This is a genomic window from Pseudonocardia kongjuensis (genome assembly GCF_039526905.1).
Taxonomy (GTDB): Bacteria; Actinomycetota; Actinomycetes; order Mycobacteriales; family Pseudonocardiaceae; genus Pseudonocardia; species Pseudonocardia kongjuensis.
In genome coordinates this window covers 80,312-107,289 of record NZ_BAAAJK010000010.1, presented here as the reverse complement: position 1 = coordinate 107,289, position 26,978 = coordinate 80,312, and the positions used below count along the sequence as shown (strand labels likewise).

Sequence of the window (26,978 nt, the reverse complement as noted above, 5' to 3'; positions counted from 1 at the left end):
GGCGCTACACGACGACCGGTGCCGGCCCGGCCGGACGTCCGGCACCGGCGGACGTCCCGGCGATCTCGTCGTGGGCCCGGCGGAGCCGCCGGACCGCCTCGGCGAGCACCGGCTCGGGATGGGTGAAGGGCAGCCGCAGCCGGTCCTCGAAGGCGTGACCGGTCCCGAACCTCGGGCCGGGCGCGAGCGTCAGCCCGTGCCGCGGCGCGACCGCCGTCAACGCCGTCGACAGCTCCGCGCCGAGATCGCACCAGAGCACCAGACCACCGTCGGGAACGACCGGACGCCACTCGGGCAGCACCGCGGCGAGCTCGCCGACCAGCCGGTCCCGGCGCCGGCGCAGCTCGGCGGTCCGCTCGGCCCGGATGCCGTCGATCGCGTCCAGCACCTCGACCGCGATCAGCTGCTCGAGCACGGGCTGCGCGATCTGGGCGCGGGCCAGCCGCCGCCGCATCCGCGCGGCGGGCTCCCGGGCCGCCCGGATCCAGCCCAGCCGCAACCCGCCCCAGGCGATCTTGCTGGCCCCGCCGACGGTGACGACGTCGTCGTCGCGCAGCGCGTGCGCCGCGCACGGCAGCGGTGAGCGCACCCCCTCCCGCAGGTCCAGCTCGGCGAACGTCTCGTCGACGATCGCCACGGTCCCCTGCCGGGCGAGCCGGTGCAGCAGCCGGGCGCGGCTGTCGTCGCCGAGCAGCCGGCCGGTCGGGTTCTGGAAGTCCGCCATCAGGTACGCCGCCCGCGCGGCCGTCTGCCGGGCGGCCCGCGGCAACGCGTCCTCGATGCCGGGCCCGGGCGCGACCGGGACCGGCCGGACGCCGGCGTCGGCGAGGACGTCCAGCGCGGAGGGGTAGGTCGGGTGCTCGACCAGTACCCGGTCGCCGGCGCCGGTCAGCTCCGCGACCGCGATCCCGATCGCGTGCAGCGCGCCACCGGTGACGACGATCCGGTCCGGATCGGTGGGCACGCCGCGGGCGGTGAACCGGGCGGCGATCCGCTCGCGCAGCTCGGGCAGGCCGTCCGGGCCGTACCCGTGCCCGGCCAGCTCGCCGTCGAGCCGCCGCACGGCCCGCTGCACCAGCCCGGACATGCCCGGCGGGGCGGCCGGGGCGGCGTGCGCCAGGTCGATGACACCGCCGCGGGGCGGGCCGGGCACCCAGGCCCCGTCGACGCCGGCCGGGCCGTCCGGGAGCCGGACCCAGGTGCCCGATCCCTGCCGCGCGTCCGCCCAGCCCTCCTCGCGCAGCTCGCGGTAGGCGTGCGTGACGGTGACCCGGCTGACCCGCAGCCGTTCGGCGAACGCCCGCTCGGCAGGGAGCCGGGTGCCGGCCGGCAGCCGTCCGTCGCCGACCAGGACCCGGATCGCGTCGGCGAGCGTGCGGTACGCCGGCCCGCGCCCGCCCCGGACCTCGCCGCACAGCTCGGCCAGCGCGGCCGCCCCGATTCCGTCCATCTTCTTCAGTCCACTTCTGCTCGATTGGATCGCAGACGACACGCCAATTCAGGGGCAGGATGCCGTGACGTGACGATCGGACGGAAGGGCGGCACGCGGTGGTCGCTGCGGATGCCCCGGCGACGCCGGCGGCTGGTGCAGCTCGTGCTCGGGCTGGTCGGGTACGCGCTCTCGATGGCGTTGATGATGCGCGCCGGGCTGGGCTCGATGCCGTGGGACGTGCTGCACCAGGGCCTGGCGCTGCGCACCGGCCTCTCGATCGGTGTCGTCGTCGCCGTGACCGGGGTGGTCGTGCTGCTGCTGTGGATCCCGCTGCGGGAGCGGCCGGGTATCGGGACCCTCGCCAACGTCGTCGTGATCGCGCTGGCGGTCGACGGCGCGCTCGCCGTCGTACCGGTGGTGGACGGGCTCTGGGCGCGGGCCGGGCTCGCGGTCACCGGGATCGTGCTGAACGCCGCCGCGACGGCCGCCTACATCGGGGTCGGCCTCGGGGCCGGCCCGCGGGACGGCCTGATGACCGGCCTCGCGGCCCGCACCGGGCGCTCGGTGCGCGCGGTGCGGACCGGGATCGAGGTGACGGTGGTGCTCACGGGATGGCTGCTCGGTGGCACCTTCGGCGTGGTGACCGTGGCCTACGCGCTCGGCGTCGGACCGCTGGTCCAGTGGTTCCTGCCCTGGTTCACCGTCCGGACGTCCCGGTGAGCGGCGTCAGCCGGTGGCCGGTGTCGGGCGGGTGACGGTCAGGTGATGTTCGACAGCCAGTCGGAGTTGGTGAGATCGGCCATCCGGCCGTCCACCAGCACGGTCGGGGTGGCGAACCGGCCACCGGGGGCCGCCGCCGGGTTCGCGATCGCCGCCTCCGTCGCGTCGACGATCGACTGCGTCCCCGCCTGGCCCGCGACACATCCGCCGAAGTCCCCGGTCGCGCCCAGCTCGGTGCCGAGTGCGGTCAGCTGCTCGACCGACAGGCCCGCGGTGCCCTGGCGCGGCTGGTCGACGTAGAGCCGGGAGTGGTACGCCGGGTAGATCCCGGCGTCGACCGCGCAGAGCGCCGCGTTGCCGGCCCGGGTGGAGTAGCCGGGGGGCGTCGAGCGGTCGTCCAGGATGGCGATCGTGTGATAGTTGACCTTGATCGTGCCGTCGTTCATGGCCCGGGTGAGCTGGTCGCGGTAGATGCGCTCGAACTGCTGGCAGGTCGGGCAGAGATAGTCCTCGTAGACGTCGACGGTGACCGGCGCGGCCTGGTCGCCCGCCCTGACCACGGCGCCGTCCCGGGCGACCGGGTACGCGGGCTCGGCACCGGCGGTGTAGTTCTGCCACGCCAGGTAGAGGCCCGTGACCACCGCGAACACCAGGACCACGGCGCCGATCACCAGGCCGCGGGTGGCGCCGCCGGACTTCTTCGGCGGGGTGATCCCGGCCGCCTGCAGCCGTGCCTGTGCGGCTGCCCGCCGCTCCCGCTCCGACTGTCCCATCGCTGTTCCCCTTCGTGCCGCCGGTTCGCACCGGACGTGTCACCGGCCCCGGGAGCCGGCCGGTCGCGGTCACCCGCCCCGGTCCCGGTCCGGACCCGCTCCTGCTCTGCTCACCACCGGGCCGGTACCGCGCCCGCCGCTCCCGGACCCACCGGCGTCCCACCGGCTCTGCTCTGCTCACCTACCGGCTCTGCTCTGCTCACCAACCGGATCGCGCTGCCCGCCCGCACCCACCCGGTCACTGCTCTGCTCACCCACCGGGCCCGGTCACTGCTCTGCTCACCCACCAGGCCCGCCCACCAGGCTCGCCCGCCGGGCCCGCCCGCCGGCCGGCGCTACCGGCCTGCACCGACCCGGCCGCTGCTCTGCTCACCTGGGCCGCACCGGCCGGTCACCGGCCCCGGTCGTCCCCCGCATGCTCCGGATCCGCCGTGTCCGCACCCGGCCAGTCGTCGACCGCGGTGCCGTCGACATCCGGCCCCGAGTCGGGTGCGCGCCGGCCGACCACCGTCTCGTCGGGCACCCGGTCACCGTCCGCGTCGCTCATAGGTCCACCTCCGTCCCAGATCCGGTCCACCGCCAGCAACGTGCGCGGACGCACCGACACCCACAGCGCGAGCGCCAGGAAGCCGAGATCGCGCAACAGCGACGAGAGGTACCGCTCCTCCCCCGGTTCCACCGGTCCGCCGCCACCGAAACACCCGCAGTCGATGGACAGGCCGCGGACCCACGCCTGCACCAGACCGGCGACGAACCCGAGCAGCAGCAGCACGCTGACCACCCCGGCCAGCCGGGTGCCGACGCCGAGCAGCAGCAGCGCACCGAGCGCCAGCTCCAGCAGCGGCAGCACGGTCGCGACGACCGGCACGGCACCCGCAGGCAGGATCTCGTACGCGTCGACGGCGACCGCCGCCTGCAACGGATCGGCCAGCTTGACGCCACCGGACACCAGCCACACGACCGCCAGACCGAGCCGCACAGCGGTGCCCACGACGTCCAGCAGGCGGGCGGATCTCACGGCGGGAGCCTAGCGAGAGGCTCCCGCCGGCCGGTTCACACGTCCGGGCGGACGACACCGGGAGAACCTCGTACTCCATCCGAGTGAACAACCCCCGAGTTGTCCTCAGGTCGTCATATCGTCGCGAAACTGTCGGTCCCACCCGCCAGAATCGACCACATGTTCGACGACATGGCGACTGCCTGCGGTGATGCCGACACCGGTGCGTCCCCGGCCACCCTCACCACCACCGTGACCGGGCCCGTCCGCCTCTCCGAGCGCGACCCCGGTCCCGCGCTCGTCACGGTCCTGGCGCGACCACCCGACCGGTCCGCGAGCGGCGCCGAGCGCCTGGAGCGCATCGGTGCCCTCGAGCGCGTCATCGGCTGGCTGCAGACCGTTCAGGATGCCGAGATGGCCTCCTTCGTCACCGACGCGGAGGCCGCGATGGCCCGGCTCCTCACCGATCGGGATCCGGCCGACGGACCCCCGGGGCCCTTCGACACGGTCGGTCACGCCTCCCGGTCGGCGACGGCCGAGATCCAGCTGATGCTGCATCTCACCGGTGCCGCGATGCTGCGGCGCCTCGAGCACGCCCGCCGTCTGCACGAGCCGGGGCACGGCCCCACCACCGAGCTGGCCAGGGCCGGGCTGCTGACCCCGGTGAAGGCCAGGAAGATCCTCGACGGCACCGCCGACCTGACCGACGAGCAGGCCGCGCGGCTCCAGGCCGCGGTGCTCCCGGCCGCCCCACGACAGACGGTCGGGCAGCTGCGGGTCGCGATCGACCGTTTCCTGACGGCGCTCGCCGATCGTGAGCTCCCGGCGCGGCGCCGGGACCGGGCGATCCGCTCGCGGTCGGTCGAGCTGCAGGCCGAGCCGCAGGGGATGGCGACGCTGCGCATGTTCCTCCCGGCCGCGGCCGCGGTGGGTGTCTACGCCGTGCTCGACGAGCACGCCCGCCGGTGCGGGAGCTCCGATCCCCGCACGATGGACCAGCGCCGGACCGACGTGTTGACCGATCTCGTCCTGCGCGAGACGGGATGGCCCGGCCCACGGACCGGCACGGCGGCGAGCCGACCGGGAGGCGCTGCCACCACGAGCGGCGCCGACCCGGCCGGAACAGAACCGGGCAGCACCGGACCAGGCAGCACCGGACCAGGCAGCACCGGACCAGGCAGCACCGTGCCGAGCAGCGCCGGACCAGGCAGCACCGGACCAGGCAGCACCGGACCAAGCAGCACCGGGCCGGCCGCCGCACCCTCCGGCCGCTACGACCCCGTCCGCAACTCGGTGTCCGTCCGGATCAACGTCACCGTCCCGCTCGAGGCGCTCCTCGGCCGGTCCGAGGGACCGGCCGAGCTCGCCGGGTACGGGCCGCTCCCCGTCTCGGACGCCCGCGCGCTGGCCTTCGATCCGGCCTGCGTCTGGTACCGGCTGCTGACCGATCCGGCCGGGCACGTCGTGCACCGGGACACCACCGCGTACCGGCCGGGCGCCGCCCTGGCCGAGCTGGTCCGTGCCCGGCACGGCAGATGCGCACATCCGGGATGCCGGGTGCCGGCACATCGGTGCGATCTCGACCATGTGGTCCCGCACGATCCGCGGACCGGCGCCGGCCCGACGAGCGCCGACAACCTGCATCCACTGTGCCGTTCGCACCACGTCCTCAAGCACCTGCCCGGATGGCGCACCGTGCTGATGCCGGACGGGACCACCGAGTGGACCACTCCGTCCGGCCACGTCCACCGGTCCGAGCCGGAGCCGGCCGGCTCCTCCGCACGCGGCCCGGGCGGGGCCGGCGGGCCCGGTCCGGACGGCGCAGGCGGGCGCGGCCGGCGCGGCCCGGGAGTGCTCGCGTTGCTGCGTGATCCCGGGCTGGCCGCGCGGCTCGCCCAGGGCACCGCCGAGGCACCGTTCTGATGCGCGGGCCATGCGCGACCGGACGTCCGGACCGGCGCTCCCCGTGCGACCGACCTCGCCTCCGGGGCTCAGTACTGCTCGCGGGCGGACTCCTGTTCCAGCAGGTCGTCGAGGTCCTTCAGCCGGTCCATCGTGGCGACGGCCCGCGCGGTCCGGTTGTTCGCAGCCATGAGGTCACGGTGCCGGTGCACGAACTGCCAGTAGCCGGCCGTGTAGGGGCAGGCGTTCTCCCCGACCCGCACCTTCGGGTCGAACGCGCAGCCACCGCAGAAGTCGGTCATCCGGTCGATGTAGGCGCCGCCCGAGGAGTACGGCTTCGTGGCCATCCGGCCCCCGTCGGCGTGCTGGCTCATCCCGATCACGTTGGCCGGCATGACCCAGGCGAAACCGTCGACGAACCGGGTCGCGAACCACTCGTTGAGCTCCGCGGGCCGGTATCCGCGCTGCAGGGCGTGGTTGCCGAGGATCATCAGGCGCGGGATGTGGTGGGTCCAGCCGCGGTCCCGGACGTCGGCGAGTGCCGACGACAGGCATCTCGCGGTGACCGCGTCGGCGTCGAGATCGGCCCACCAGTCCGGCAGCGGCGAGCGCGCCCGCAGCTGGTTGCGCCGGGTGTAGCCGCGGCCGAACCGCCAGTACAGCTGCCACACGTACTCCCGCCACCCCAGGACCTGCCGGACGAACCCCTCGACGCTGGCGAGCCGGGCGGTGCCGTCGTGATAGGCACGTTCCGCGGCGCGGACGGCGTCGAGCGGGTGCAGCACGCCGAGGTTCATCGGGACCGACAGCAGCGAGTGCGCCATCGCCCAGTCCCCGGCCAGCACGGCGTCCTCGTAGGGGCCGAACGGGTCGAGCCGGTGCCGGACGAAGTGCTGCAGCGCGGTCGTCGCCTCGCGATGGGTCACGGCGAACCGCCGGGGACCGTCCGAACCGGTCATCGGCCACGGTGCCGCGTCGAGCTCGGCCCTGACCTGCTCGTCGATCCCGTCCTCGGACGGCTGCCACGGCGGCGTGACCCCGAGCGACGTCGCCCCCTTCGGCGGGGGCTCGCGGTTCTCCCGGTCGAGGTTCCAGGTTCCCCCGACCGGACCGTCGCCGTCGACCAGCACGTCGAACCGTTCCCGCTGCGCCCGGTAGAACTCCTCCATCCGGAAGGTGTCCCGGTCACCGGCCCAGTCGTCGAACTCCTCCTTCGACAGGGCGAACGTCGGTGTCGGCCGGATCCCGGCGACGAGGCCCTCCGTCCGGAACCGGCGCACCATGTCCGATGCCGGGAACGACGTCGGCTGGTGCACGACGACGGGTCTGCCGATCCGCTCCAGCGCCTCGCGGTAGGTCTCGGTGCGCAGGAGGGTCACCCGGTCGCCGAGCTCGTCGGCGAGATGCCGCATCCCCGACAGGACGAGGTGCAGCTTCTGCCGGTGGTGCCGCCTGCGGCCCAGCGCCCGTGCCGACTCGACGAGGACGATCTCCCGGCCGGCGTGCTCGTCGGTGTCCCACACGTGGGGTCCGAGCTGATCGGCGAACAGCCACAACGGGGCCCGGTCGTCGTCCGGGCCGGACCGACGCTCCGGGGTGCGGGAGGTGCTCGCCATCGATCCAGTGTCGAGCCGGCCGAGCGGAACCGCGCGCCGGACCGGCCCGGGCGATGCCACAGCGGACACCGGCGACAACGGAGACGGGCGACAACGGAGACGGGCGACAACGGAGACGGGCGACAACGGAGACACTGAGAATCGCAGGACGCTGGGGACGCCGAGAACGCTGGGACGCTGCCGACTTCAGGGACGCCTGGGACACCGGGAACGCCACGGATGCCGAGGACGCCGGGGCGCCACAGATGCCGCGGATGCTGGGGGCCGGACATGCCCGGGCGTGCCGGACATGCCCGGGCGTGCCGGACGTGCCGGGCGTGCCGGGCCTGCCGGGCCTGCCGGCGACGGTCCCACCGGCGCGGCTGTGGCCGGACGCCGATGACGACGCCGGGCAGGAGCACCGGCACCGGCGCCGGGGCAGGCAGCCGGTCCCCTGCGCGCCATCGACGCCACCCGTTCACGACCTTGTCCGCGCAGGTCACCGGCCTATCATCACGGCTCATGGAGGATCCGGAACTGGCCGCTGAACTCGCCGAGCACCAACAGGACCACGGTCACCGGGACGTGTCCGGCGGCTGGCTGCGGGCGGCGACGTTCGGCGCGATGGACGGCCTCGTGACCACGATCGCGCTCATCGCCGGGGTGGGTGGCGGCGGCGCCGACCGCGACCTGATCGTGCTGACCGGGATGGCCGGAGTCGTGGCCGGGGCCTTCTCGATGGCGCTCGGCGAGTTCGCGTCGGTCGGCACCCAGAACGACGCCGTCGACGCCGAGGCGTCGGTCGAGCGACGGGAGCTCAGCCGGCACCCGCGCGCCGAGCAGTACGAGCTCGCCCGGGCCTACCGCGAGATGGGCCTGTCCGAGGAGACGGCCGCCGCCGTCGCCCGGGAGGTGCACGCCGATCCCGAGCTGGCGCTGCGGGTGCACCTCACCCAGGAGCTGGGCGTCAGCCTGGACAGCAGGCCGTCGCCGTGGGTGGCCGCGGCGTCGTCGTTCGCGGCGTTCGTGGTCGGCGGGATCATCCCGCTGGTGACGTTCCTGCTCGGCTTCTCGTCGCTGGCCCTCGGCCTGGCCGTCGGCGGTCTCGGCCTGCTCGTCGCGGGGGCACTGACGTCGCGCTTCACCTCGCGGACGTGGTGGGGTGCGGCCCTGCGCCAGCTCGCGTTCGGCGCCATCGCAGCCGGCGCGACCTACCTGGTCGGCATGCTGATCGGCGTCGGGATCGCCTGACGCAGCACAGCAGCGCACCACCGGCAGCAGCACCGCGCAGCACCGCGCAGCACCGCGCAGCACCCGCAGCACCCGCAGCACCGGGCAGCACCCGCAGCACCGGGCAGCACCCGCAGCACCGCAGATGACAGCCCCGGGCAGACAGCCCCGGCAACCGCGGCAACACGGCACACGACAGCGACCCGGCGACCGGGCAGCGCGGAGTACCCGCGCGGCCACCAGACACCCGGTGCCCGGCCGAGGCGCGGGCTCCGACGGACTCAGTCCTCGACGGCGATCACCCGCGCCGGGCAGACGTGCTCGGCCTCCTTGACCGCGTCCCGGTCGGTCTCGGCGGGGTGCTCGGTCAGCAGCTCGACGATGCCGTCGTCGTCCTGGTCGAACACGTCCGGTGCCGTGACGACGCACTGCCCGGCACCGATGCAGAGATCCTTGTCCACGGAGACATGCATGCCACCAGGGTCCCACCGCACCACCCGTCCCGCAGGAAAGACGGCGGCCCCGTCCCGGATGGTCCGGGACGGGGCCGCCGCAGTGGTGGTGGAGGTGCCGGGAATCGAACCCGGGTCCTCCGTCGGTTCACGAGGGCTTCTCCGTGCGCAGTTCGCTTCGTCTCTACTCGGATCCACCGGTCACGCGAACAAGCCGGTGTGACGATCCCAGCCGCTGTGAGATGTCCCCTGCGGCTCCGCGGCCGAGCCGCAGGGTGAGTCCCCTGAATGATGCCGGGATCCGGAGCGGGGACGCCTCCGGCCCGACAGCCCCTACCTGGTGATCAGGCAGCGAGCGCGTAAGCGCTCTGCGGGGCAGTGCGACTGTTGTCGGCACTTATTTTTTTGCGACGCATGGTTAACGAGATCATCGTCGCCTTCCTCGGCACGCTTCACCTCGATCAACGATCGGAGTCGAAACCGTTCACCCCCTGGTCAGGTAGGTGTCCACCTGGTGTCCGCCCGAGCGTACCCGCGCGGACGCACAGCATAACGCCCCGCGCCCCGCGGATCATTCCGGTTCCGCTCCGGGCGCGGCGGCCAGGGCCGGGGTGCGGCGATGGACCGGGCGACCGGCCGGCACGGCCCCGTCCCGGCTCACCCCGGCGCCACCCGGTAGGTGTGCCCGGCCGCCCGCAACCGGTCGACGAGCACGTCCCCCATCGCGGTCGCCGGGGTCAGCGACCCCGCCCGGCCGGGCAGTGCAGCGCCGCCGGTGGCGAGCGCGATCCCGCTCTCCCCCAGCATCACCGCGGTCGCTGCATAGCCGGGATCGCCCGGTCCGGCGACCGTCACCCGGTAGCGGCGGCCGGACTCGGTCCGGGCCCGGACGTCCATCCGGAACCAGCCACGCTCCCGGGTCCGTTCCGAGGGTCCCGCACCGGGCGAGGGCAGTGCCCGGTCGAGCAGCGGCCGGACCGCCGGGACCATGAAGGCGCCGACCAGCGCACCGAGCCCGCCGGTGATCCCGGCCGCGGCGAGCGCACCGGCCGGGCCCTTCCCGCAGCCCTGCAGCTCGCCGTAGCGCAGGCCGGCCCCGTAGGCGTGACCGAGCAGCGCGTTGGAGCGGCGCACGATGCGGGTGTTGTGCGACGCCATCACGAACGGCGCGGTCCAGGTGCCGTCGTCGAGCCGCGCGGGCCGTCCGGCGTCGGACGGCTGGGACGGGGTCGGCTCGGCGGAGCGGTCCGGGCTGAGCGTGTGCGGGTCGGCCGCCAGCCGCCGCTGCGCCGGATCGGCGCGCACGGCGTCGATGTGCCCGCGCAGCGAGTCGATGGTGCCGCCGCTGACCCCGCCGCGCATGGTGGCGACCGTCCGGACCTCGGTGAGCCCGCCGGCGTCGTCGGCCGCCGCCGCGGTGTGCGCGAGCCACACCCCGAGATCGGACGGGATCGAGTCGTAGCCGCAGGAGTGCACGATCCGGGCCCCGGTGGACTCGGCGACGCCGTGACAGCGGTCGATGGTGTCCCGGACGAACAGCACCTCGCCGGTCAGGTCGGCGTAGTGCGTGCCGGCCCGGGCGCAGGACTCGACGAGCCGGCTGCCGTACTTCGCGTACGGGCCGACCGTGGTCAGGACGACGCGGGCGGCGCTGGCGAGCCGGTCGGTCGCCGCCCGGTCCGCGGAGTCGGCGACGATCAACGGCCACTCCCGGGCTGCGGCCGGCAGACCCGCCCTGGTCGCGGCGAGCTTCGCCTCGGACCGGCCGGCCAGCGCGATCCGGAGCCCGGGCGGCGCGTGCTCGGCGAGATGGCGGGCGGTCAGCCCGCCCACGAAACCGGTGGCCCCGTAGATCGCGATGTCCACCGGCTCCGACGGCGCGGCGCCGCCGGTCGGGTCGTTCTGCGGGTTCACCACGGGTGCTCCTGGGAGGTCGGGGACGGCAGCCGGTCACGGACGCCGAGCAGCTCGGCCGGCGCGTCGTAGAGCACCGAGCGCAGGAATGCCGCGCCGAGGCGCGGCTCGGCGGCGGCCCAGTCGTGGATCGCGGCCAGCTGCTCGGCGTACGGGTAGGGGATGTTGGGGAAGTCGGACCCGAGCACGACGCGGCCGGGGAACCGGGCGAGCCGGGCCGGCCAGTCCGCGGGCAGCGGCGCGATCCGCTCGGAGAACGCGGTGCCGACCATCGTCGTGTCCAGCACCAGGTTCGGGAACCGCTCCAGCAGCTCCAGCGCCCCGCGGAAGTCCGGCATGCCGGCGTGCGCCAGCACGATCCGCAGCGACGGGTGCGCCTCGAGCACCTCGGCGAAGATCCCGAGCCCGGTGTGCTTCCCCGGGATCGGGCCGTCCCCGCAGTGCACGACGGCCGGGACGCCCGCCTCGGCGAGCAGGCCCCAGGCGTCGCGCAGCAGCGGATCACGCGGGTCGAACGCGCCGACCTGGACGTGCACCTTGACCATCCGGGCGCCCGCCTCGACGGCCCGGCCCAGGTAGTCGGTGACCGACGGCTCCGGGAACAGCGTCGCGGTCCGGACCGCCCGCGGGTGGGCGTCGGCGAACTCGCCCGCCCAGCCGGTCAGCCACTCGCCCATGCCCGCCTTGTGCGGGTAGGTCAGCGGCGCGAACGCGAGCACGCCGAGCCGTTCCAGCACCTCGTAGCGCTGCTGCTCGGGCAGCCGGTACTGCACCGGCCAATCCGTGCCGTAGTGCGTGCGGGCCTGGTCGAAGTAGGCCCACACCTTGTCCAGCATGCGTTCCGGCAGGAAGTGCACGTGCACGTCGACCAGGCCGGGCAGGCCCAGCTCGGCGGTCCAGCGCGGGACGTCGGCGTCGTCGCGGGGTGGCGCGGGAAGATCCACGTGGTCCACCCTAGGCCGGTGCGCGGGGATCGGCCGGGCCACCGGCGGCCCGGCGGTGCCGGATCGGCCGGACCACCGGCGCAGTGCCGGACCGGCCGGGCCGCCGGCGCGGTGCCGGATCGGCGCCGCCGCTCAGCGCAGGCTGCGCGCCCGCCCCTTCGCCGCACGGCCGACGGCGCGGGCGATCTCCCGCTGCGCGTCCTTCTTGGCGAGATCGCGGCGCTTGTCGTAGTCCTTCTTGCCGCGGGCGAGCGCGAGCTCGCACTTGACCTTGCCGTCGTTGAAGTAGAGCGACAGCGGGACGAGGGTGAGCCCGCCCTCGCGGGTCTTGCCCATCAGCCGGTCGATCTCGCCGCGGTGCAGCAGCAGCTTGCGGGTGCGCCGCGGCTCGTGGTTGGTCCAGCTCCCGCGGACGTACTCCGGGATGTGCAGCCCGCGCAGGAACACCTCGCCGTCGTCGATGGTGGCGAACGCGTCCACCATCGACGCCCGGCCCAGACGGAGGCTCTTCACCTCGGTCCCCTTGAGCGCGACCCCGGCCTCGAACTCCTCCAGGATCGCGTAGTCGTGCCGGGCCCGACGGTTCTGTGCGATCACCTTCCGGCCCTGTTCCTTCATGCGGCCAGGGTACCCGTGACCACCGACGTCAGACCTTCACATAAGCGCGCAGCGTCACGTACCCGGTGACGCCCGCGACGACGGCACCGACCGGCACCAGCAGCGCCGACACCAGCAGCACGTCGGACAGCCGGACCGGCGGGATCACCCCGGCCTGCCCGATCGCCGCGACCAGGTCGTCGACGACCGCGTACTTGGCCGCCACCAGCCCGAGCCCGGCGAGCGCGCCGCCGATCGCGCCGGCGATCGCGGCCTCCACCAGGAACGGCAGCTGCGTCGTCCACCGGGTGGCCCCGACCAGGCGCATCACCCCCACCTCGGTGCGCCGGGTGAACGCCGACACCTGCACCGTGTTGGAGATCAGCAGCACCGCGGCGAACGCCTGCACGACGGCCAGCGCGAACGCCACGTTCCGCACGCCGTTCAGGAAGTCGAACAGCGTCCCGACGACGTCGCGCTGGTCGATCACACCGCGCACCCCGGGCCGTTCGGCGACCGCGGCGCGGACGGCGGCCGGGCCGGCCTCCTGGTCGGTGAGCGTCACCCGCAGGGTGGCGGGCAGCGACTGCGGCCGCGCGACGTCGGCCACGGACTGCCCGGCGAACAGCTCCCGGAACCGGGTGTAGGCCTCCTCCTGGGACTCGAACGTCACCGCGGCGACGCCCGGCGCGGTCTCGACGGCCGACCGGATCGACGCGCACGTCGGGCCGGAGCAGTCCGGATCGGAGCCGGAGACGTCGGCGGTCAGCGCGACCTGGATCTCCAGCCGGTCGGTGTAGAGCGCGGAGATGTCGTCGATGGTGCGCAGCACGAGCAGGCCTGCCCCGACCGACATCAGGGTGACCGCGGTGGTCAGCACCATCGCGACGGTCATCGTGACGTTCCGGCGCAGGCCGGCGGAGACCTCGCGGGTGAGCAGGGCGGGGCGCACTACCGGCCCGCCCCGTACACGGCGCGGGACTCGTCGCGCAGCACCGTCCCGTCGGACAGCTCGATCACCCGGCGGCGCATCGCGTCCACGATGGAGTCGTCGTGGGTGGCCATCAGCACCGTCGTCCCGCCGCGGTTGATCCGCTCCAGCACCTGCATGATCTCCCGGCTGGTGTCCGGGTCGAGATTGCCGGTGGGCTCGTCGGCGAGCAGCAGCGGCGGCCGGTTCACCGACGCCCTGGCGATCGCCACCCGCTGCTGCTCGCCGCCGGACAGCTCGTGCGGCATCCGCTCGGCCTTGCCCTGCAGCCCGACCATCTCCAGCAGCTCGGGGACCGCGGCCCGGATCTCGGCGGGCCTGCGCCCCAGCACCTCCAGCGCGAACGCGACGTTGCCCGCCACGGTGCGCTTGGGCAGCAGCCGGAAGTCCTGGAAGACGCAGCCGATCCGCTGGCGCAGCCCGGGCACCTTGCGCCGCGGGAGCCGCGCGACGTCGCGGCCGTCGACCCGGATGGTCCCCGAGGTCGGCACGTCCTCCCGCAGCAGCAACCGCAGCAGGGTCGACTTGCCGGATCCGGACGGCCCGATCAGGAACGCGAACTCACCGGCACCGACGGTCAGCGAGATCCGGTCCAGCGCCGGACGCCCGGACGCCGGATAGCGCTTGGTGACGTCCTGCAGCTCGATCACGGAGCGGGACGGTACCGCCGCCCGCTGTGCACGAGCGGTGACGACACGCGGGGATCAGGGTGCGGTGACGTCGACCGGCAGGCCGGGCTCGGCGAACGTCAGGGTGATCGCGCCGGTGGCGGCCTCGGCCGGCACCAGCTGCAGCCGCAGCAGCCGGCCCTCGTCGGGGGTGCCGGGGGCGCCCAGCCAGGCGTCGAACCCGGGACGCGGCGAGACCAGCCCGGCGAGCTCGTCGAGCCGGGTCGCCTCGGCCGGGCCGGGCGCGGCGTCCCGGGCCGCGGCCAGGTCCACGGTGCCGGTGTAGTGCAGCGCCGGGACGCCGTCCACCTCGGCCGGGCCCTGCTCGGTGACCTCGCGCAGGCCGGACGTGGCGTGCAGCGCCCCGGTCAGCGCGCCGACCGGCAGCAGCCCGGTGGAGACCGGCTGCCACTGCTCGGCACCGCCGAGCCGGAGCCAGGCGTCGTCGTCGAGCACCCGGACGTGCGCACCGCGGGTGCCGAGCGCGACCGTCAGGTCCGCGGCGAACGGGTCGAAGCGGACCGGGCCGCCGCCGCTCAGCGGACCGGTCGGCCCGTCCAGGGTGACCGCCACCCGCGCCGTCCCGGCCTCGGCGAGCGCCGTCCCGGCCGCCGTCACGATCTCCTGCGGGGTGGGCGGCGGCGGGTCCTGCTCCGCGCCGGGGGCACCGCCGGTGCAGCCGGCGAGCAGCAGGACCAGCACGGCGGGCACCGCGCAGCGGACGGCGAGCGACGCCCGGGAACCGCGGCTCACGACGCGTCGGCCTGCTGACGGCGCCAGCGGATGCCGGCCTCGATGAACTGGTCGATCTCGCCGTCGAGCACCTGGGAGGGGTTGCCCTCCTCGTGCTCGGTGCGCAGGTCCTTCACCAGCTGGTAGGGGTGCAGCACGTAGTTGCGCATCTGGTTGCCCCAGGACGAGCCGGCGTCCTTGAACGAGTCGCGCAGCTCGCGCTCCTCCTGCCGGCGCCGCTCCAGCAGCTTGGCCTGCAGCACCGTCATCGCCGACGCCTTGTTCTGCAGCTGCGAGCGCTCGTTCTGGCAGGCCACCACGATCCCGGTCGGGATGTGGGTGAGCCGGACCGCGGAGTCGGTGGTGTTGACGCCCTGGCCGCCCGGCCCGGACGCGCGGAACACGTCGACCCGCAGGTCCTTCTCGTCGATCTCGACGTGGTCGGTGACCTCGACGACCGGGGCCACCTCGACCCCGGCGAACGAGGTCTGCCGGCGGCCCTGGTTGTCGAACGGCGAGATCCGGACCAGCCGGTGGGTGCCCGCCTCGACCGAGAGCGTGCCGAACGCGTACGGCGTGTGCACCGCGAAGGTGGCCGACTTGATGCCGGCCTCCTCGGCGTAGGAGGTGTCGTAGACGTCGGTGCCGTAGCCGTGCCGCTCGGCCCAGCGCAGGTACATGCGGAGCAGCATCTCGGCGAAGTCGGCGGCGTCCACCCCGCCGGCCTCGGCGCGGATGGTCACCAGCGCCTCGCGCTGGTCGTACTCGCCGGACAGCAGGGTCCGGACCTCCAGCGAGGCGATCTCGGACCGCAGCCGGGCCCGGTCGGCGTCGGCGTCGGCGATCGCGGCGGCGTCGCCCTCGTCCTCGGCGAGCTCGTAGAGCACCGGGAGGTCGTCGAGCCTGCGGCGCAGGTCGTCGAGCCTGCGCAGCTCGCCCTGGGCGTGCGCGAGCCGACTGGTGATCTTCTGGGCGGCGTCGACGTCGTCCCAGAGGTCCGGCCGGCCCGCCTGCTCGGACAGCTCCTCGATCTCCTGCCGGAGCGCGGGCACGTCGGCGACGGCCTCGATGCTGGACAGCGTGGTGTCGAGGTCCTTCAGGTCGGCCTGGACGTCGGGGTTCACGCCGACCGAGGGTACGCGGCGTGCGGGGCCGCTCAGTCCTCGGGCACCGCGTCGATCAGCTTGATCATCGCGCGGGTGTGGGCGACCGCGAAGTCCGCGACCGGCCTGCCGTACGGGTCGGTGGTGGCCTTCGCGGCGGCGCGCGCCTCGGCGAGCCGCTCGGTGTAGGCCTCGCGGGCGGCGCGCAGCAGCTCGGTGCGCTGCTTCACGGTGAGCGACCCGGCGTGCAGCAGCCGCAGCACCAGCGGGCTGCGGACCGCGTCGGCGTCGCCGCCGGCGGCCAGCCACGCCTTGAACGCCCGCTTGCCCGCCGCGGTGACGACGTACTGCTGGCTCGCCCGCGGGCCCTGCTTGCCCAGCCGGAGCAGTCCCTCCTCGGTGAGCGCGGGCAGCTCCCGGTAGACCTGGCTGCGGGTCACCGAGAAGAACAGCCCGAACCGCTCGCCGGCGGCGGTGACCAGCTGCCCGCCGGTCATCGGGCCGCCGTGCAGCAGTCCGAGCAGTGCGGCGGCGGTCGCGTTGACCGGTGTGACAGGGGCCATGACATCGACGGTCCCACGGACCGGGCCGCTCCGCGAGTCCACGTTGCACCCGATCCGGGGGCGGCGGTCCCTCCGGCCCAGCCGGTGCCGCCGTTCGCCGGGGTCGATTTCGGACACCGGGCGCGAACCGCCGAACCCGGTCCACTGTCGACGGGCCGGGTGCCGGCGGCGTCAGATCGTGAGCGCCGCGATCCGCTCGCGGGTGACCGCGAGATCGCCCCACTGCCCGGCCAGCCGGCGGGCGCGCTTGTAGAAGAAGTGCGCCTCGTGCTCCCAGGTGTAGCCGATCCCGCCGTGGTACTGGATCATCGCCGCGGTCGCCTGCAGCGCGACGTCGTTGGCCTTGGCCTTCGCGACGGCGACGGCGAGATCGGCACCGTCGAGCCCCTCCTGCACCGCGTACGAGGCGTACAGCGCGGCGTGCTCGGCCATCGTCACACCGACGTGCAGGTCGGCCAGCGCGTGCTTGATCGCCTGGAAGGAGCCGACCGGCACGCCGAACTGTTCGCGCTCCCGGTCGTAGGCGACGGTCCGGTCCAGCGCCTCGCGCGCGACGCCGACCAGGTCGGCGGCCACCAGCACGGTCGCCCGGTCCGCCAGGTCGCGGGCGACGTCGATGCCGGCCCCCGGCAGCGGCTCGGTGCGGCCGCCGGTCAGGGTGGCCAGCCGGGTGGTGCCGTCGTAGGAGCCGACCGGTGTGGCCGAGGCGCCGGTGAGGAGCACCAGGCCGGGCACGCCGTCCTCGGCGGGGGCGACCACGACGTCGGCGATCGCGCCGTACTCGACGGCGGGCAGGCCGCCGGCGGCGGAGCCGCGGGACGCGAACGCCCCGACCGCCTCCCCGGCCGCCAGCCGCGGCAACCAGGCCGCGCGCTGCTCGTCGGAGCCGGCCAGCCGGATCGCCTCGGCGGCGAGCACGGTGCCCCGCCACGGCCCGGGCGCCACCCCGGCGCCGAGCGCCCGGGCGATCACCTGGGCCTCGACCAGGCCGAGCCCGAGACCGTCGTGCTCCTCGGGGACGGTGACGGCCAGCCAGCCCTGCTCGCCGGCGGCGGCCCACAGCGACGCCGGGTTGCCGGCTGTGTCAGCAGGGTCGGCGGTGCCGGCTGTGCCAGCAGGGCCGGCGGTGCCGGCGGTACCGGCTGTGCCGGCGTCCACCACCTCGCGGACGGCGGCCAGGTCGAACCGCTGCGCCAGGTAGTCGCGCACGGCCCGGTCGAACTCGCGCTGGGTGTCGGTGAGTGCGAAGTACACGGTGACCCCTCTACCGCGGCAGGCCGAGCACGCGCTCGGCGGTGACGTTGCGCTGGACCTGGGACGAGCCGCCCCAGATGGTGACCGAACGGGACCACATGGCCTGGGCGTGCATCGCCCGCAGGTCGGTCGCCGGGCCGCCGTCCCACCCGCCCAGGGTGTCGAGGGTGGCGTCGGCGCCGAGGATCTGGTCGTAGACCTCCCAGAGGTCCTGGAACGTCTCCGACCACTGCAGCTTGGTCATCGACGCCTCGAAGCCGAGATCGCGGCCCTGCTCGACCTGGGTGAGCACGTGCATCGAGTGCAGCCGCAGGCACTCCAGCTCGGTGAGCACCCTGGCGAGCTCGTTGCGGACCACCGGATCGGTGTCCCGGCCGAGGGTGCGGGCGACCGCGACGATCTCGTCGTACTGCCTGCGGAACTCGGTGTACTGGGAGATGCCGGACGCGCCGCGCTCGAAGGAGAGCAGCAGCATCGCGGTCCGCCAGCCGTCGCCGATCTCGCCGAGGCAGTCGGTGGCCGGGACCCGGGCGTCGTCGAAGAAGACCTCGCCGAACTCGCTGGCCCCGCTCATCTGCTTGAGCGGGCGCGCGGTGACGCCGGGCTGGTCCATGTCGATCAGCAGCATGCTGATGCCGCGGTGCTTGGCCGATCCGGGCTCGGTGCGGACCAGGGTGAAGATCTTGTCGCCGTGCACGGCGTTGGTGGTCCAGACCTTCTGCCCGTTGACGACGAAGTCGTCACTGCTGCCGTCGCCGTCCCGGACGCCCCGTGTCGACAGTGCCGCCAGGTCGGACCCGGCGCCCGGCTCGGAGAAGCCCTGGCACCAGATCACCTCGTTGCGCAGCAGCGGGCCGATGATCTCCTTCTTCTGCGCGTCGGTGCCGATCGCCATCACGGTCGGCGCGAGGAACGCCAGCCCGAGCGGGTTGACGGTGCGCGGGGCGTGCGCGCGGACGGTCTCCTCGTCGTAGATCGCCTTCATGCCGGGGGTGCCGCCGCGGCCGCCGTACTCGGTCGGCCACTGGATCCCGGCGAAGCCCGCGTCGGCCTTGTCCCGCTCCCAGTCGCGGCGCAGCCGGAAGCTCTCGTCGTCGCCGAGGGACTCCCAGAAGCCGGGCCGGGTCCACTCCTGCGGGATGTGCGCCGAGAGCCAGGAGCGCAGCTCGCTGCGGAACTCCTCCTCGGCGGGGGTGAAGGTCAGGTCCATGTGTCGCACCCGTTCTGCGTTGAGTCGCCGCTGTCCCTCGCCGCAATCTTGCATACCCGCCGGTAACCTGCCACCCCGGCGTGCCGCCATGGCCGGTCCGGTATGCAGCGAGTACCATTCCGGTATGCGCAGCGAGCGGGTGACGGTCACGCTGCCGGCCGAGCTGGTAGCGGAAGCGCGGGACGCGGTGTCCCGCGGATCAGCAGCGAGCCTGTCCGCCTACGTGGCGGAGGCGGTCCAGGCCCGGCAGGACCGGGACCGGTCCCTGGCCACACTGGCGAGCCTCTACGGCGGCCCGCCGCCGGCCGATGAGCTGGATGCGGCGCGGCGTTCGCTGCGCCCGATCCCGCCCGTGGCCGTCGGCTGAGCCGCGCGATGATCGGCGGACGAGTTCTCGATGCCTCGGCTCTGGCGGCCTTCGCGACCGGTCGCCCCGTCTACATGCGGGCCCTCGTCTGGGCCGCCGTCGAGGAGGGCATCGTGCTCGCGGTGCCCAGCACCGCCCTCGGCCGCGCCTGGTCGATGGTCGACGCCGAGCACCACGCGGCGCTGCAGGTCCTGCTCGGCCTGCCGAACACGGTGATCCACGACCTCTCCCCGGAGAGCGCGCAGGAGGCCGGCCTGCTGCTCGCCTCCCAGGGGCTGGACGACATCGCCACCGGCCAGGTCGTCTCGGCCGCCCGCCGGCGCGGCTGGCCCGCGGTCACCGGCGACCCGGGGACCCTGCGCAAGCTGGACCCGCTGGTCCCGATCGAGGAACTGCCCTGATCCCTTGACCTGACGTCGGCTTCAGGTCGCACGCTCCTCCGGTCAGCCCGCGACGGCCGGAGGTCCGCATGCTCGCCATCGTCCAGCACGACCACGGAGGACCCGAGGTCCTCGTCCCGCGCGAGGTCCCCGATCCCGAGCCCGGCCCGGACCGGGTGCGCATCCGGGTCGAGGCGGCCGGGGTGCACCTGGTGGACACCACGCTGCGTGCCGGTGGCGACCGGGGACCGTTCCCGGCGCCCGCCCTGCCCACCGTCCCCGGCCGGGAGGTCGCCGGCGTCGTCGACGCGATCGGGCCGGGCGTCGATCCGGGCCTGCTCGGCGCCCGGGTCAGCAGCCATCTCGGCCCGGGCGGGTCCGGCGGGTACGCCGCGGTCGCGGTCGCCGCGGCCGGCGACCTGCACCGGCTGCCGGCCGGTGTCGACGCCGCGGCGGCGGTGGCCGTGCTCGGCACCGGGCGGATGACCGAGGGCCTGCTGGAGCTGGCCCGGCCGCGGGCCGGGGAGACCGCGCTGGTGACCTCCGCGGCCGGCGGGATCGGGACGCTGCTGGTGCAGGCGCTGGCCGCCGACGGCGTGACGGTGCTCGCCGCGGCCGGCTCCGGCCGGCTGAACGGACCGCTGCCGGACGGGGTGGTCCCGCTGGCCTACGACCGGCCCGGCTGGACCGGCGCCGCCCGCGGGCACACCGGGGGCCGCGGCGTCGATCTGGTGTTCGACGGCGTCGGCGGCGACGCCGGCCGCGGCGCGTTCGAGCTGCTGGCCCCCGGCGGCCGGGTGCTGCTGCACGGCTGGTCGGCGGGCACCCCGACGCCGTTCCGGGCCGACGAGCTGTGGGAGCGGGCGCTCACCGTGACCGTGGCGCTCGGGCCGCCGGTCCTCGCCCTGGGACTGCGCCGGCTCGAGGAGCGGGCGCTCGCCCGGCTCGCCGACGGCCGGTGGTCACCGGTGGTGAGCCGCTACCGGCTGGCCGACGCGGCCCGCGCGCACGCCGACCTGGAGGCCCGGCGGACCCGGGGGAAGGTCGTGCTGGTGCCCTGAACCGGCAGCTCAGACAGCGTTCTCGTCACGAAGGCGGGAACGGAGCGTGGCCAGCTCGCCCTCGGTCAGGCCGTGCTCGTGCAGCCAGCCGACGGGGCCGTCGTACCGCTCGTCGAGCAACTGCAGGAAGGTCTGCATCACCTCGGCCCGCGGCCGGTGCCGGTCGATCTCCTCGGGGGCCGGCATCGGCTGCCCGGCGGCGGTCGTCCAGCGCCGGAACAGCGCGTCGATCCGGGTCGCCGAGAGCGCGTAGTCGGCGACCACCTCCTCCCGCGGGACGCCGACCGCCGAGCACACCAGCGCGACGAGCACGCCGGTCCGGTCCTTCCCGGCCGCGCAGTGCACCACGGTCGCGCCGGTCTCCCGCTCGGCGATCCGGCGGACGCCGGTCACCACGTTCGCGCCCCGGTCGCCGAGGTAGGCCAGGTAGTGACCGACCATCGGATCGGCGTCGTCACCGATCTCGGGCAGGCCGCGCCCGGCGTCCGGGATGAAGCTGAGCCGGTGCACGGTGACGCCGGCACCGGCCAGCGCGCCCGCCCCGCTGATCAGCAGCTCCTCGTCCTTGCGCAGGTCCAGCACCTGCACGACGCCGAGCTCGCCGGTCAGCCGGGCGACGTCGGCCGGACTGAGCCCCTCCAGGGACTCGGTCCGCAGCAGCACGCCCGGCCGCACCCGGCCACCGCCCGCCAGCGGGAGGCCGCCGACGTCACGGGCGTTGGCGAGGCCGTCGAAGGTCAGCCAGCGGTCCGGCACCAGATCCGTCACGGTCACCGAGCCTAGGCAGCCGGACGCGCCCGCGGGAGGCCCCGGCGACCGGGCTCACCGTCCGTGCACCGGCGGCCTGCGCAGCGCGGGCGGCAGCCGGCGCGCGCCGTCGCCCTGGACGGCCGCCGCGTCGTCGGGATTGACCAGCCGGCAGGTCGTCATGGACAGGCAGCCGCAGCCGATGCAGCCGTCCAGGCCGTCGCGCAGCGCGGTCAGCGCCTCGATCTGCTCGTCCAGCCTGCCCCGCCAGGCCTTCGACAGCCGCGACCAGTCGGCGCGGGTCGGCGTGCGCTCGGCGGGCAGCGAGTCCAGCGCGGCCCGCACCTCGTCCAGCCCGATGCCGAGCGAGCGGGCCGCCCGGACGAACGCCAGCCTGCGCAGCACGCTGCGGCGGTACCGGCGCTGCCCGCCCGAGGTGCGGCTCGCCGAGATCAGCCCCTCCCGCTCGTAGTAGCGCAGCGCCGAGTGCGGGAAGCCGCTCCGCTCGACGATCTCGCCGATCGTCAGGAGATCGCCCGACTCCATCTCCTCCACCCCCTCCGACACCGTCCGGCTCCCGGTCCGATCCTGAAGCTCAGTTCACCATCATGCCGTTCGTCGCGCTCCGGCCACCTGCGGCGACATCCGCCCGTCGGTGCGGACCGGCCGTCCGCCGGGTTGCCCCGCAGCCGCCCTCAAGATCGATTTCTCGGTGAGCGGTGCCTGCGGCGCGGCGACCGACACCCCCGGGGCTGGACCTGCCGGGCGGACCCCTCTACGGTGATCCGCAAGTCATCACGGTCCGATCACGAGCGGGCCAGGAGCCGGAATCCCCGACCGGCTCGCCCGGGACCCCCGACCCGGCCGCTCGGTGCTCGGTGCCGTCCGTTGATCGTGAAAGGGCAACCCTTGCCAGGACACCGCTCCCCCGGTGGCCGCCGCGTGTTCCCCCGACCCGTGGCGACCCATCCCGCAGTGACAGCAACACCCGGTGCCCGCACCGTCCGCTCCCCCGGGGCCGCACACGCGGCCCGCCGTGCCGGGACCGCGACAGCGGCCACCGGCGCCGCCTTCGGCGTGCTCGCCTCCGGCGCGTTCGCCACGATCGTCCCGACCACGCTGGACGGGACGGCCACCGAGGCCGAGGCCGAGGAGTCGACCACCGCGACGACCCTCGCCGCGTACTCGGCGACGATCCCGTCCGCGACGGCGACCTCCGACGGCAGCCCGTCCGGGTACTTCAGCCCGGTCTCGTTCGAGCACTCCGGTGCCGCCACCGGTGCGCTGCAGGCGGCCGCCCCGGCCGACGACGGCGACATCGCCTCGATGGGCAAGGCCCGCGAGATCGCCGACCGGATCGCCGAGGAGCACCGCCGGGCGGCCGAGGCACAGGCCCAGCGCGAGGCCGAGCAGGCCCGGCTCCAGGAGCTGATCGCGCAGGGCGGCGTGGACGCCTGGATCGCCGAGGCGCTCGACCACATGGGCCTGTCGCAGTCCTACGCGACCGGGCTCAAGCGGATCATCATGAAGGAGTCCAACGGCGATCCCAACGCGATCAACAACTGGGACTCCAACGCCCTGCGCGGCACCCCCTCGGAGGGCCTGATGCAGGTCATCCCGTCGACGTTCGCGGCGTACGTGCACCCGGACTTCGCGCACGAGGACATCACCCACCCGATCGCGAACATCACCGCCGGTGTCCGGTACATGATCGACCGGTACGGCATCGACACCCTCGCGGCGGGCGGCCGGACCGGCGCGAACGGCGGGTACATCGGCTACTGACCGGCGGTTCACCCCATCGGGGTGGCGTGTCGTTCCGGGCCACGACTGTGACGGCGGTCGGCAGGGGGAACCTGCCGGCCGCCTTTCCCGTTGTGGAAAGTAATATCTGCTTTAACGTCCGTGGCCGAGAGGAGCTCCCCGCTCGTGACCTCCCCCGGTGGAGCGCACGCCTGCACCGGCGCCGCCACGAGCGGCGACGGTTCGAGGTCCCGGTTCCGGCCCGAGCTCCAGGGACTGCGCGCACTCGCGGTCCTCCTGGTCGTCGTCTACCACATCTGGTTCGATCGCGTCTCCGGCGGCGTGGACGTCTTCTTCCTGATCACCGGATTCCTCATCGTCGGCGGGCTGTACCGCGCGGCCGGCCGCGGCGGGATCGACCTGCTCGCGACCTGGCGGCGGCAGCTGTCCCGGCTGCTCCCCGCCATCACCGTGGTGCTGGGCACCGGGATCGCGGCCGGCGCGTTCCTGCTCCCGGAGAGCCGGTGGCTGCCCACGGTCCGGGAGACCGTCGCGTCGCTGCTGTTCGTGCAGAACTGGGAGCTGGCGAACAACGCCGTCGACTACGCCGCGATGAACAACGCGGCGAGCATGGTGCAGCACTTCTGGTCGCTGTCCATCCAGGGCCAGTTCTACCTCGTCGCGCCGCTGCTGGTGGCCGGTGTCGCGGTCGCCGCCCGGCGGGACGGCGCCGACCTGCACGCCCGGCTGACCGGCACGCTGGTCGTCGTCGGCGGGGCGTCGCTGGCGTACTCGGTGTACCTGACGCTGGTCAACCAGCCGCTCGCCTACTTCCACTCGCTGACCCGGCTCTGGGAGTTCGCGCTCGGCGGCCTGCTCGCGCTGTGGATCTCCCGGATCGAGGACCGGCCGGAGCTCACCCCGCCCGCGCGGGCCGCGCTCGGCTGGTTCGGCGTCGTCGCGCTGGTGTCCTGCGGCGTGCTGCTGCAGGTGGACCGGGCGTTCCCCGGCTGGGCCGCGCTGTGGCCGACGCTCGCCGCGGCGATGGTGCTCGTCGCCGGGCGCTCGGGGCACCCGCTGGGTGTGGACCGGCTGCTGTCCGGCCCGGTGCTGCGCCGGATCGGCGACATCTCGTTCCCGCTGTACCTGTGGCACTGGCCGATCCTGGTGCTGACGCTGGTGTACACCGGCGCCGACCGGCTCGGCGCGGCCGCGGGCACCGCGGTGATCGCCGCGTCGTTCGTGCTGGCCTGGCTCACCCACCGGTTCGTCGAGCAGCCGATCGCGGCGCTGGACGTGCGGCGGGCGCTGCGCACCGGCGGCGCGCTCGCGCTGGTCGTCCTGCTCGGTGCCGGCGCCTGGTACGGGGTGGCCGCCGCCCGCTCGTCGGTCGAGGTCGACATCGGGTCGCCGACCCACCCCGGGGCGGCCGCGCTGACCGCCGGGGTGCAGTACGCCGGGCTCGGCGAGGAGCCGGGCTCGGAGGTCGCCCTCGCGCCGTCCCTGGTGCAGGCCGGTGACGACTGGAGCTACCGGCGCGGGACCTGGCTGTGCGACCCGATCGAACGGCCCGAGGTGCACCTGTGCACCATCCCGGCGCCCGGCCCGGAACCGGCCGAGCGGCGGATCGCGGTGGTCGGCGACTCGCACGCCCAGCAGTACGTCGCGTCGCTGATGCCGGTCGCCGCCGAGCGGAACTGGGAGATCATCGGCATGTTCCGCGGCGCCTGCCCGTTCTCGACGACCGCCGAGTCCGAGTGGGCCGAGAACGGCTGCGCCGAGTGGAACGCCGAGGTGGCCGAGGAGCTGGCCGAGCAGCAGCCGGACGCCGTCGTCACGCTCGCCACCCGCGAGGTCCGGCCCGGCCTGACCGAGGTCACCCCGCAGGGCTTCGTGGACGCCTGGAAGAAGATGGACGACGCCGGCGTGGCCGTGGTGGCCGTCCGGGACAACCCGCGGCCGCCGTTCTTCGTGCCGGAGTGCGTCGGCCGGGAGGGCAGGCACGCGGAGGCGTGCGGGATGCCCCGCGAGGACGTCTACGCCCCGCTGCCGCCGTACGCGCTGCTCCCGGACGTCCCGCCGAACGTCTCGTTCGTCGACACCGCCCCGGCGATCTGCGAGCCGGACTTCTGCCCCAGCGAGATCGGGAACGTGCTCGTCTACATGGACGACAACCACCTGACCGCGACCTACGCCGAGAGCATGGCCCCGCTGTTCGACGAGCACTTCACCCACCGGCTCGGCTGGTGAGGGCTCACACCGGGCGCACGCTCCGGCCGTCGACGGCGACCACGTCGCCGCGGCGCAGCTGAGCGCCGCGCCGGTACTCCGGCTCGCCGTTCACCGTCACCAGGCCGGACTCGAGCAGCTCGCGGGCGTGCCCGCCGTCCTCGGCGAGGTTCGCCAGCTTGAGGAACTGGCCGATCCGGATCGGCTCGTCGCGGATCGGGACGTCGGCCGGGCTGCTCGGGGGCGTCATGGCCCCCATTCTGGCCGGTCCCCGGGTCCGTAGCATCGACCGGCGTGGCAGACCACTACTTCACGGCCACGCCGTCGGTCGCGAGCCGGCCGGGCGAGGTCCGGCTGCACGCCGACGGCGTGGACCTGACCCTCGCGACCGACACCGGCGTGTTCTCCGGCGGCCGGATCGACCGGGGCACCCGGGTGCTGCTGGACGCGGCGCCGATGCCACCGGTCCGCGGGCCGATGCTGGACGTCGGTTGCGGCTACGGCCCGATCGCGCTCACCCTCGCCGCGCGCCGCAGGCGGCTGCCGGTGTGGGCGGTGGACCTCAACGAGCGGGCGCTGGGCCTCACCCGGGCGAACGCACAGCGCGCCGGGCTGGGCAACGTGACGGCCTGCCTGCCGGACGAGGTGCCCGCCGACCTGTCGTTCGCCGGGATCTACTCGAACCCGCCGATCCGGTCCGGGAAGCCGGCCCTGCACGCGCTGCTGCTGCGCTGGCTGCCCCGGCTGATGCCGGACGGGCGGGCCTGGCTGGTCGTGGCGAAGAACCTGGGATCGGACTCGCTGCAGCGCTGGCTGGAGCACGAGCAGGGGTTCCCGACGGTCCGGCTGGTCTCCGAGAAGGGCTACCGGGTGCTGGAGGTCGCGCCGCGCGAGCCGTGAGACGACGAAGGCCCCCGGATCTCTCCGGGGGCCTTCGTATCGTGGTAGCGGGGGTAGGATTCGAACCTACGACCTCTGGGTTATGAGCCCAGCGAGCTACCGAGCTGCTCCACCCCGCGCCGTCCGGAACCGGTCGTTTCGACCTCTGTGGCTCCGTCTGTGTTGTGTCCCCACAGTACCTCGCCGCTCCCGGCGCCCGCACAGGGGGGTCGGTTCCCGGCGCCGGCCCACGCGTGCACCGGATCCGTTGCGCCCGAGCGCATCCGACCCGCACACGACGACGGCCCCCGGGAGATCCCGGGGGCCGTCGTGTGGTGGTAGCGGGGGCAGGATTCGAACCTGCGACCTCTGGGTTATGAGCCCAGCGAGCTACCGAGCTGCTCCACCCCGCGCCGAACGGAACCGGCCGTGTCGACCGTGTGGCCTCGACCCCGTGGCTCCGTCTGTGTTGTGTCCCCACCGTACACCGCGGGC

At 74.5% G+C, this 26,978-nt stretch carries 27 protein-coding genes, 2 tRNA genes and 1 other RNA gene; 9 read left to right on the top strand and 21 right to left on the bottom strand.

All coding sequences use genetic code 11. The annotated features are described in order from the left end of the window. Window positions 1-4: 4 nt before the first annotated feature. Complete coding sequence (gene yczR / locus ABD160_RS14520; RefSeq protein ID WP_344022541.1) at window positions 5-1,450, bottom strand: MocR-like transcription factor YczR; 1,446 nt, start codon at window positions 1,448-1,450, stop codon at window positions 5-7. Window positions 1,451-1,561: 111 nt separating this feature from the next. On the opposite strand from yczR, the gene yczE reads away from it, so the two are divergent. After that, the gene (gene yczE, locus ABD160_RS14515; RefSeq protein WP_344022812.1) at window positions 1,562-2,152 is read left to right on the top strand and encodes a membrane protein YczE; all 591 of its coding nucleotides are present in this window, start codon (window positions 1,562-1,564) and stop codon (window positions 2,150-2,152) included. A gap of 38 nt (window positions 2,153-2,190) precedes the next feature. Here the strand turns inward: yczE and ABD160_RS14510 are convergent, their stop codons facing one another. Beyond that, a complete protein-coding gene (locus ABD160_RS14510) occupies window positions 2,191-2,925 on the bottom strand; it encodes a DsbA family protein (RefSeq protein WP_344022539.1) in 735 nt (244 codons plus the stop codon). Window positions 2,926-3,316: 391 nt separating this feature from the next. Further along, window positions 3,317-3,943 (bottom strand): MauE/DoxX family redox-associated membrane protein, encoded by a 627-nt coding sequence (locus tag ABD160_RS14505; protein WP_344022537.1) that lies wholly within the window; start codon window positions 3,941-3,943, stop codon window positions 3,317-3,319. Between the two features lie 159 nt (window positions 3,944-4,102). Here ABD160_RS14505 and ABD160_RS14500 point away from each other — a divergent pair, with 159 nt between their 5' ends. Beyond that, a complete protein-coding gene (locus ABD160_RS14500) occupies window positions 4,103-5,845 on the top strand; it encodes a DUF222 domain-containing protein (RefSeq protein ID WP_344022535.1) in 1,743 nt (580 codons plus the stop codon). Between the two features lie 68 nt (window positions 5,846-5,913). Here ABD160_RS14500 and ABD160_RS14495 read toward each other — a convergent pair whose 3' ends face one another. After that, the gene (locus ABD160_RS14495; RefSeq protein WP_344022533.1) at window positions 5,914-7,440 is read right to left on the bottom strand and encodes a cryptochrome/photolyase family protein; all 1,527 of its coding nucleotides are present in this window, start codon (window positions 7,438-7,440) and stop codon (window positions 5,914-5,916) included. 501 nt (window positions 7,441-7,941) lie between these two features. Between ABD160_RS14495 and ABD160_RS14490 the strand changes: the two genes are divergently transcribed. Continuing rightward, a complete protein-coding gene (locus ABD160_RS14490; RefSeq protein ID WP_344022531.1) occupies window positions 7,942-8,670 on the top strand; it encodes a VIT1/CCC1 transporter family protein in 729 nt (242 codons plus the stop codon). Window positions 8,671-8,930: 260 nt separating this feature from the next. Here the strand turns inward: ABD160_RS14490 and ABD160_RS14485 are convergent, their stop codons facing one another. From ABD160_RS14485 to ABD160_RS14430, 12 genes are all read right to left on the bottom strand, one after another. After that, window positions 8,931-9,122, bottom strand: coding sequence for a ferredoxin (locus ABD160_RS14485; protein WP_344022529.1), 192 nt, complete (start codon window positions 9,120-9,122; stop codon window positions 8,931-8,933). 86 nt (window positions 9,123-9,208) lie between these two features. After that, window positions 9,209-9,593, bottom strand: a transfer-messenger RNA (tmRNA) gene (gene ssrA / locus ABD160_RS14480). Window positions 9,594-9,758: 165 nt separating this feature from the next. Beyond that, entirely contained in the window at window positions 9,759-11,015 is a 1,257-nt protein-coding gene (locus ABD160_RS14475; RefSeq protein WP_344022527.1) for a saccharopine dehydrogenase family protein, read from the bottom strand. After that, window positions 11,012-11,968: an amidohydrolase family protein gene (locus ABD160_RS14470; RefSeq protein WP_425563616.1), complete on the bottom strand. Its 957-nt coding sequence runs from the start codon at window positions 11,966-11,968 to the stop codon at window positions 11,012-11,014. The genes ABD160_RS14475 and ABD160_RS14470 overlap by 4 nt, the downstream gene beginning before the upstream one ends. A 123-nt stretch (window positions 11,969-12,091) precedes the next feature. After that, window positions 12,092-12,577, bottom strand: coding sequence for an SsrA-binding protein SmpB (gene smpB / locus ABD160_RS14465; RefSeq protein WP_344022523.1), 486 nt, complete (start codon window positions 12,575-12,577; stop codon window positions 12,092-12,094). A gap of 28 nt (window positions 12,578-12,605) precedes the next feature. Further along, window positions 12,606-13,508: a permease-like cell division protein FtsX gene (ftsX, locus tag ABD160_RS14460; protein ID WP_344022521.1), complete on the bottom strand. Its 903-nt coding sequence runs from the start codon at window positions 13,506-13,508 to the stop codon at window positions 12,606-12,608. Then, a complete protein-coding gene (gene ftsE / locus ABD160_RS14455) occupies window positions 13,508-14,197 on the bottom strand; it encodes a cell division ATP-binding protein FtsE (protein ID WP_344022519.1) in 690 nt (229 codons plus the stop codon). The genes ftsX and ftsE overlap by 1 nt, the downstream gene beginning before the upstream one ends. A gap of 54 nt (window positions 14,198-14,251) precedes the next feature. Then, a complete protein-coding gene (locus ABD160_RS14450) occupies window positions 14,252-14,968 on the bottom strand; it encodes a LolA-like protein (RefSeq protein ID WP_344022517.1) in 717 nt (238 codons plus the stop codon). Beyond that, window positions 14,965-16,071 carry a peptide chain release factor 2 gene (gene prfB, locus ABD160_RS14445; protein ID WP_344022515.1) on the bottom strand — a complete coding sequence of 369 codons (1,107 nt, stop codon included), beginning with the start codon at window positions 16,069-16,071 and terminating at the stop codon, window positions 14,965-14,967. Before prfB ends, ABD160_RS14450 begins: the two co-directional genes overlap by 4 nt. A 32-nt stretch (window positions 16,072-16,103) precedes the next feature. Beyond that, entirely contained in the window at window positions 16,104-16,613 is a 510-nt protein-coding gene (locus ABD160_RS14440; protein ID WP_344022513.1) for a PadR family transcriptional regulator, read from the bottom strand. A 171-nt stretch (window positions 16,614-16,784) separates the two neighbouring features. Next, window positions 16,785-17,867: an acyl-CoA dehydrogenase family protein gene (locus tag ABD160_RS14435; RefSeq protein WP_344022511.1), complete on the bottom strand. Its 1,083-nt coding sequence runs from the start codon at window positions 17,865-17,867 to the stop codon at window positions 16,785-16,787. Between the two features lie 10 nt (window positions 17,868-17,877). Beyond that, entirely contained in the window at window positions 17,878-19,077 is a 1,200-nt protein-coding gene (locus ABD160_RS14430; protein ID WP_344022509.1) for an acyl-CoA dehydrogenase family protein, read from the bottom strand. Window positions 19,078-19,201: 124 nt separating this feature from the next. On the opposite strand from ABD160_RS14430, the gene ABD160_RS14425 reads away from it, so the two are divergent. The 3 genes from ABD160_RS14425 to ABD160_RS14415 all read left to right on the top strand — a co-directional run bounded on the left by ABD160_RS14425 (window position 19,202) and on the right by ABD160_RS14415 (window position 20,885). Continuing rightward, window positions 19,202-19,444 carry a ribbon-helix-helix domain-containing protein gene (locus ABD160_RS14425; RefSeq protein WP_344022507.1) on the top strand — a complete coding sequence of 81 codons (243 nt, stop codon included), beginning with the start codon at window positions 19,202-19,204 and terminating at the stop codon, window positions 19,442-19,444. A gap of 74 nt (window positions 19,445-19,518) precedes the next feature. Continuing rightward, a complete protein-coding gene (locus tag ABD160_RS14420) occupies window positions 19,519-19,845 on the top strand; it encodes a hypothetical protein (protein WP_344022505.1) in 327 nt (108 codons plus the stop codon). Between the two features lie 68 nt (window positions 19,846-19,913). Then, on the top strand, window positions 19,914-20,885 hold the full coding sequence (locus ABD160_RS14415) for a zinc-binding dehydrogenase (protein WP_344022503.1): 972 nt from the start codon (window positions 19,914-19,916) through the stop codon (window positions 20,883-20,885). Between the two features lie 9 nt (window positions 20,886-20,894). Here the strand turns inward: ABD160_RS14415 and ABD160_RS14410 are convergent, their stop codons facing one another. Together ABD160_RS14410 and soxR are read right to left on the bottom strand one after the other, a co-directional pair. Beyond that, a complete protein-coding gene (locus tag ABD160_RS14410) occupies window positions 20,895-21,653 on the bottom strand; it encodes a tyrosine-protein phosphatase (protein WP_344022501.1) in 759 nt (252 codons plus the stop codon). 54 nt (window positions 21,654-21,707) lie between these two features. Beyond that, on the bottom strand, window positions 21,708-22,178 hold the full coding sequence (gene soxR / locus ABD160_RS14405; RefSeq protein WP_344022810.1) for a redox-sensitive transcriptional activator SoxR: 471 nt from the start codon (window positions 22,176-22,178) through the stop codon (window positions 21,708-21,710). A gap of 429 nt (window positions 22,179-22,607) precedes the next feature. On the opposite strand from soxR, the gene ABD160_RS14400 reads away from it, so the two are divergent. Then, window positions 22,608-23,417: a transglycosylase SLT domain-containing protein gene (locus ABD160_RS14400; protein ID WP_344022499.1), complete on the top strand. Its 810-nt coding sequence runs from the start codon at window positions 22,608-22,610 to the stop codon at window positions 23,415-23,417. A gap of 144 nt (window positions 23,418-23,561) precedes the next feature. Next, the gene (locus ABD160_RS14395) at window positions 23,562-25,625 is read left to right on the top strand and encodes an acyltransferase family protein (RefSeq protein WP_344022497.1); all 2,064 of its coding nucleotides are present in this window, start codon (window positions 23,562-23,564) and stop codon (window positions 25,623-25,625) included. Window positions 25,626-25,629: 4 nt separating this feature from the next. Here the strand turns inward: ABD160_RS14395 and ABD160_RS14390 are convergent, their stop codons facing one another. Next, complete coding sequence (locus ABD160_RS14390; RefSeq protein WP_344022495.1) at window positions 25,630-25,854, bottom strand: RNA-binding S4 domain-containing protein; 225 nt, start codon at window positions 25,852-25,854, stop codon at window positions 25,630-25,632. Between the two features lie 44 nt (window positions 25,855-25,898). Between ABD160_RS14390 and ABD160_RS14385 the strand changes: the two genes are divergently transcribed. Continuing rightward, window positions 25,899-26,504, top strand: a complete 606-nt coding sequence (locus tag ABD160_RS14385) for a class I SAM-dependent methyltransferase (protein WP_344022493.1) — start codon at window positions 25,899-25,901, stop codon at window positions 26,502-26,504. 42 nt (window positions 26,505-26,546) lie between these two features. Here the strand turns inward: ABD160_RS14385 and ABD160_RS14380 are convergent. Both ABD160_RS14380 and ABD160_RS14375 read right to left on the bottom strand, forming a co-directional pair. Continuing rightward, window positions 26,547-26,623, bottom strand: a tRNA-Met gene (locus tag ABD160_RS14380). Between the two features lie 196 nt (window positions 26,624-26,819). Then, window positions 26,820-26,896, bottom strand: a tRNA-Met gene (locus ABD160_RS14375). Window positions 26,897-26,978 lie beyond the last annotated feature (82 nt).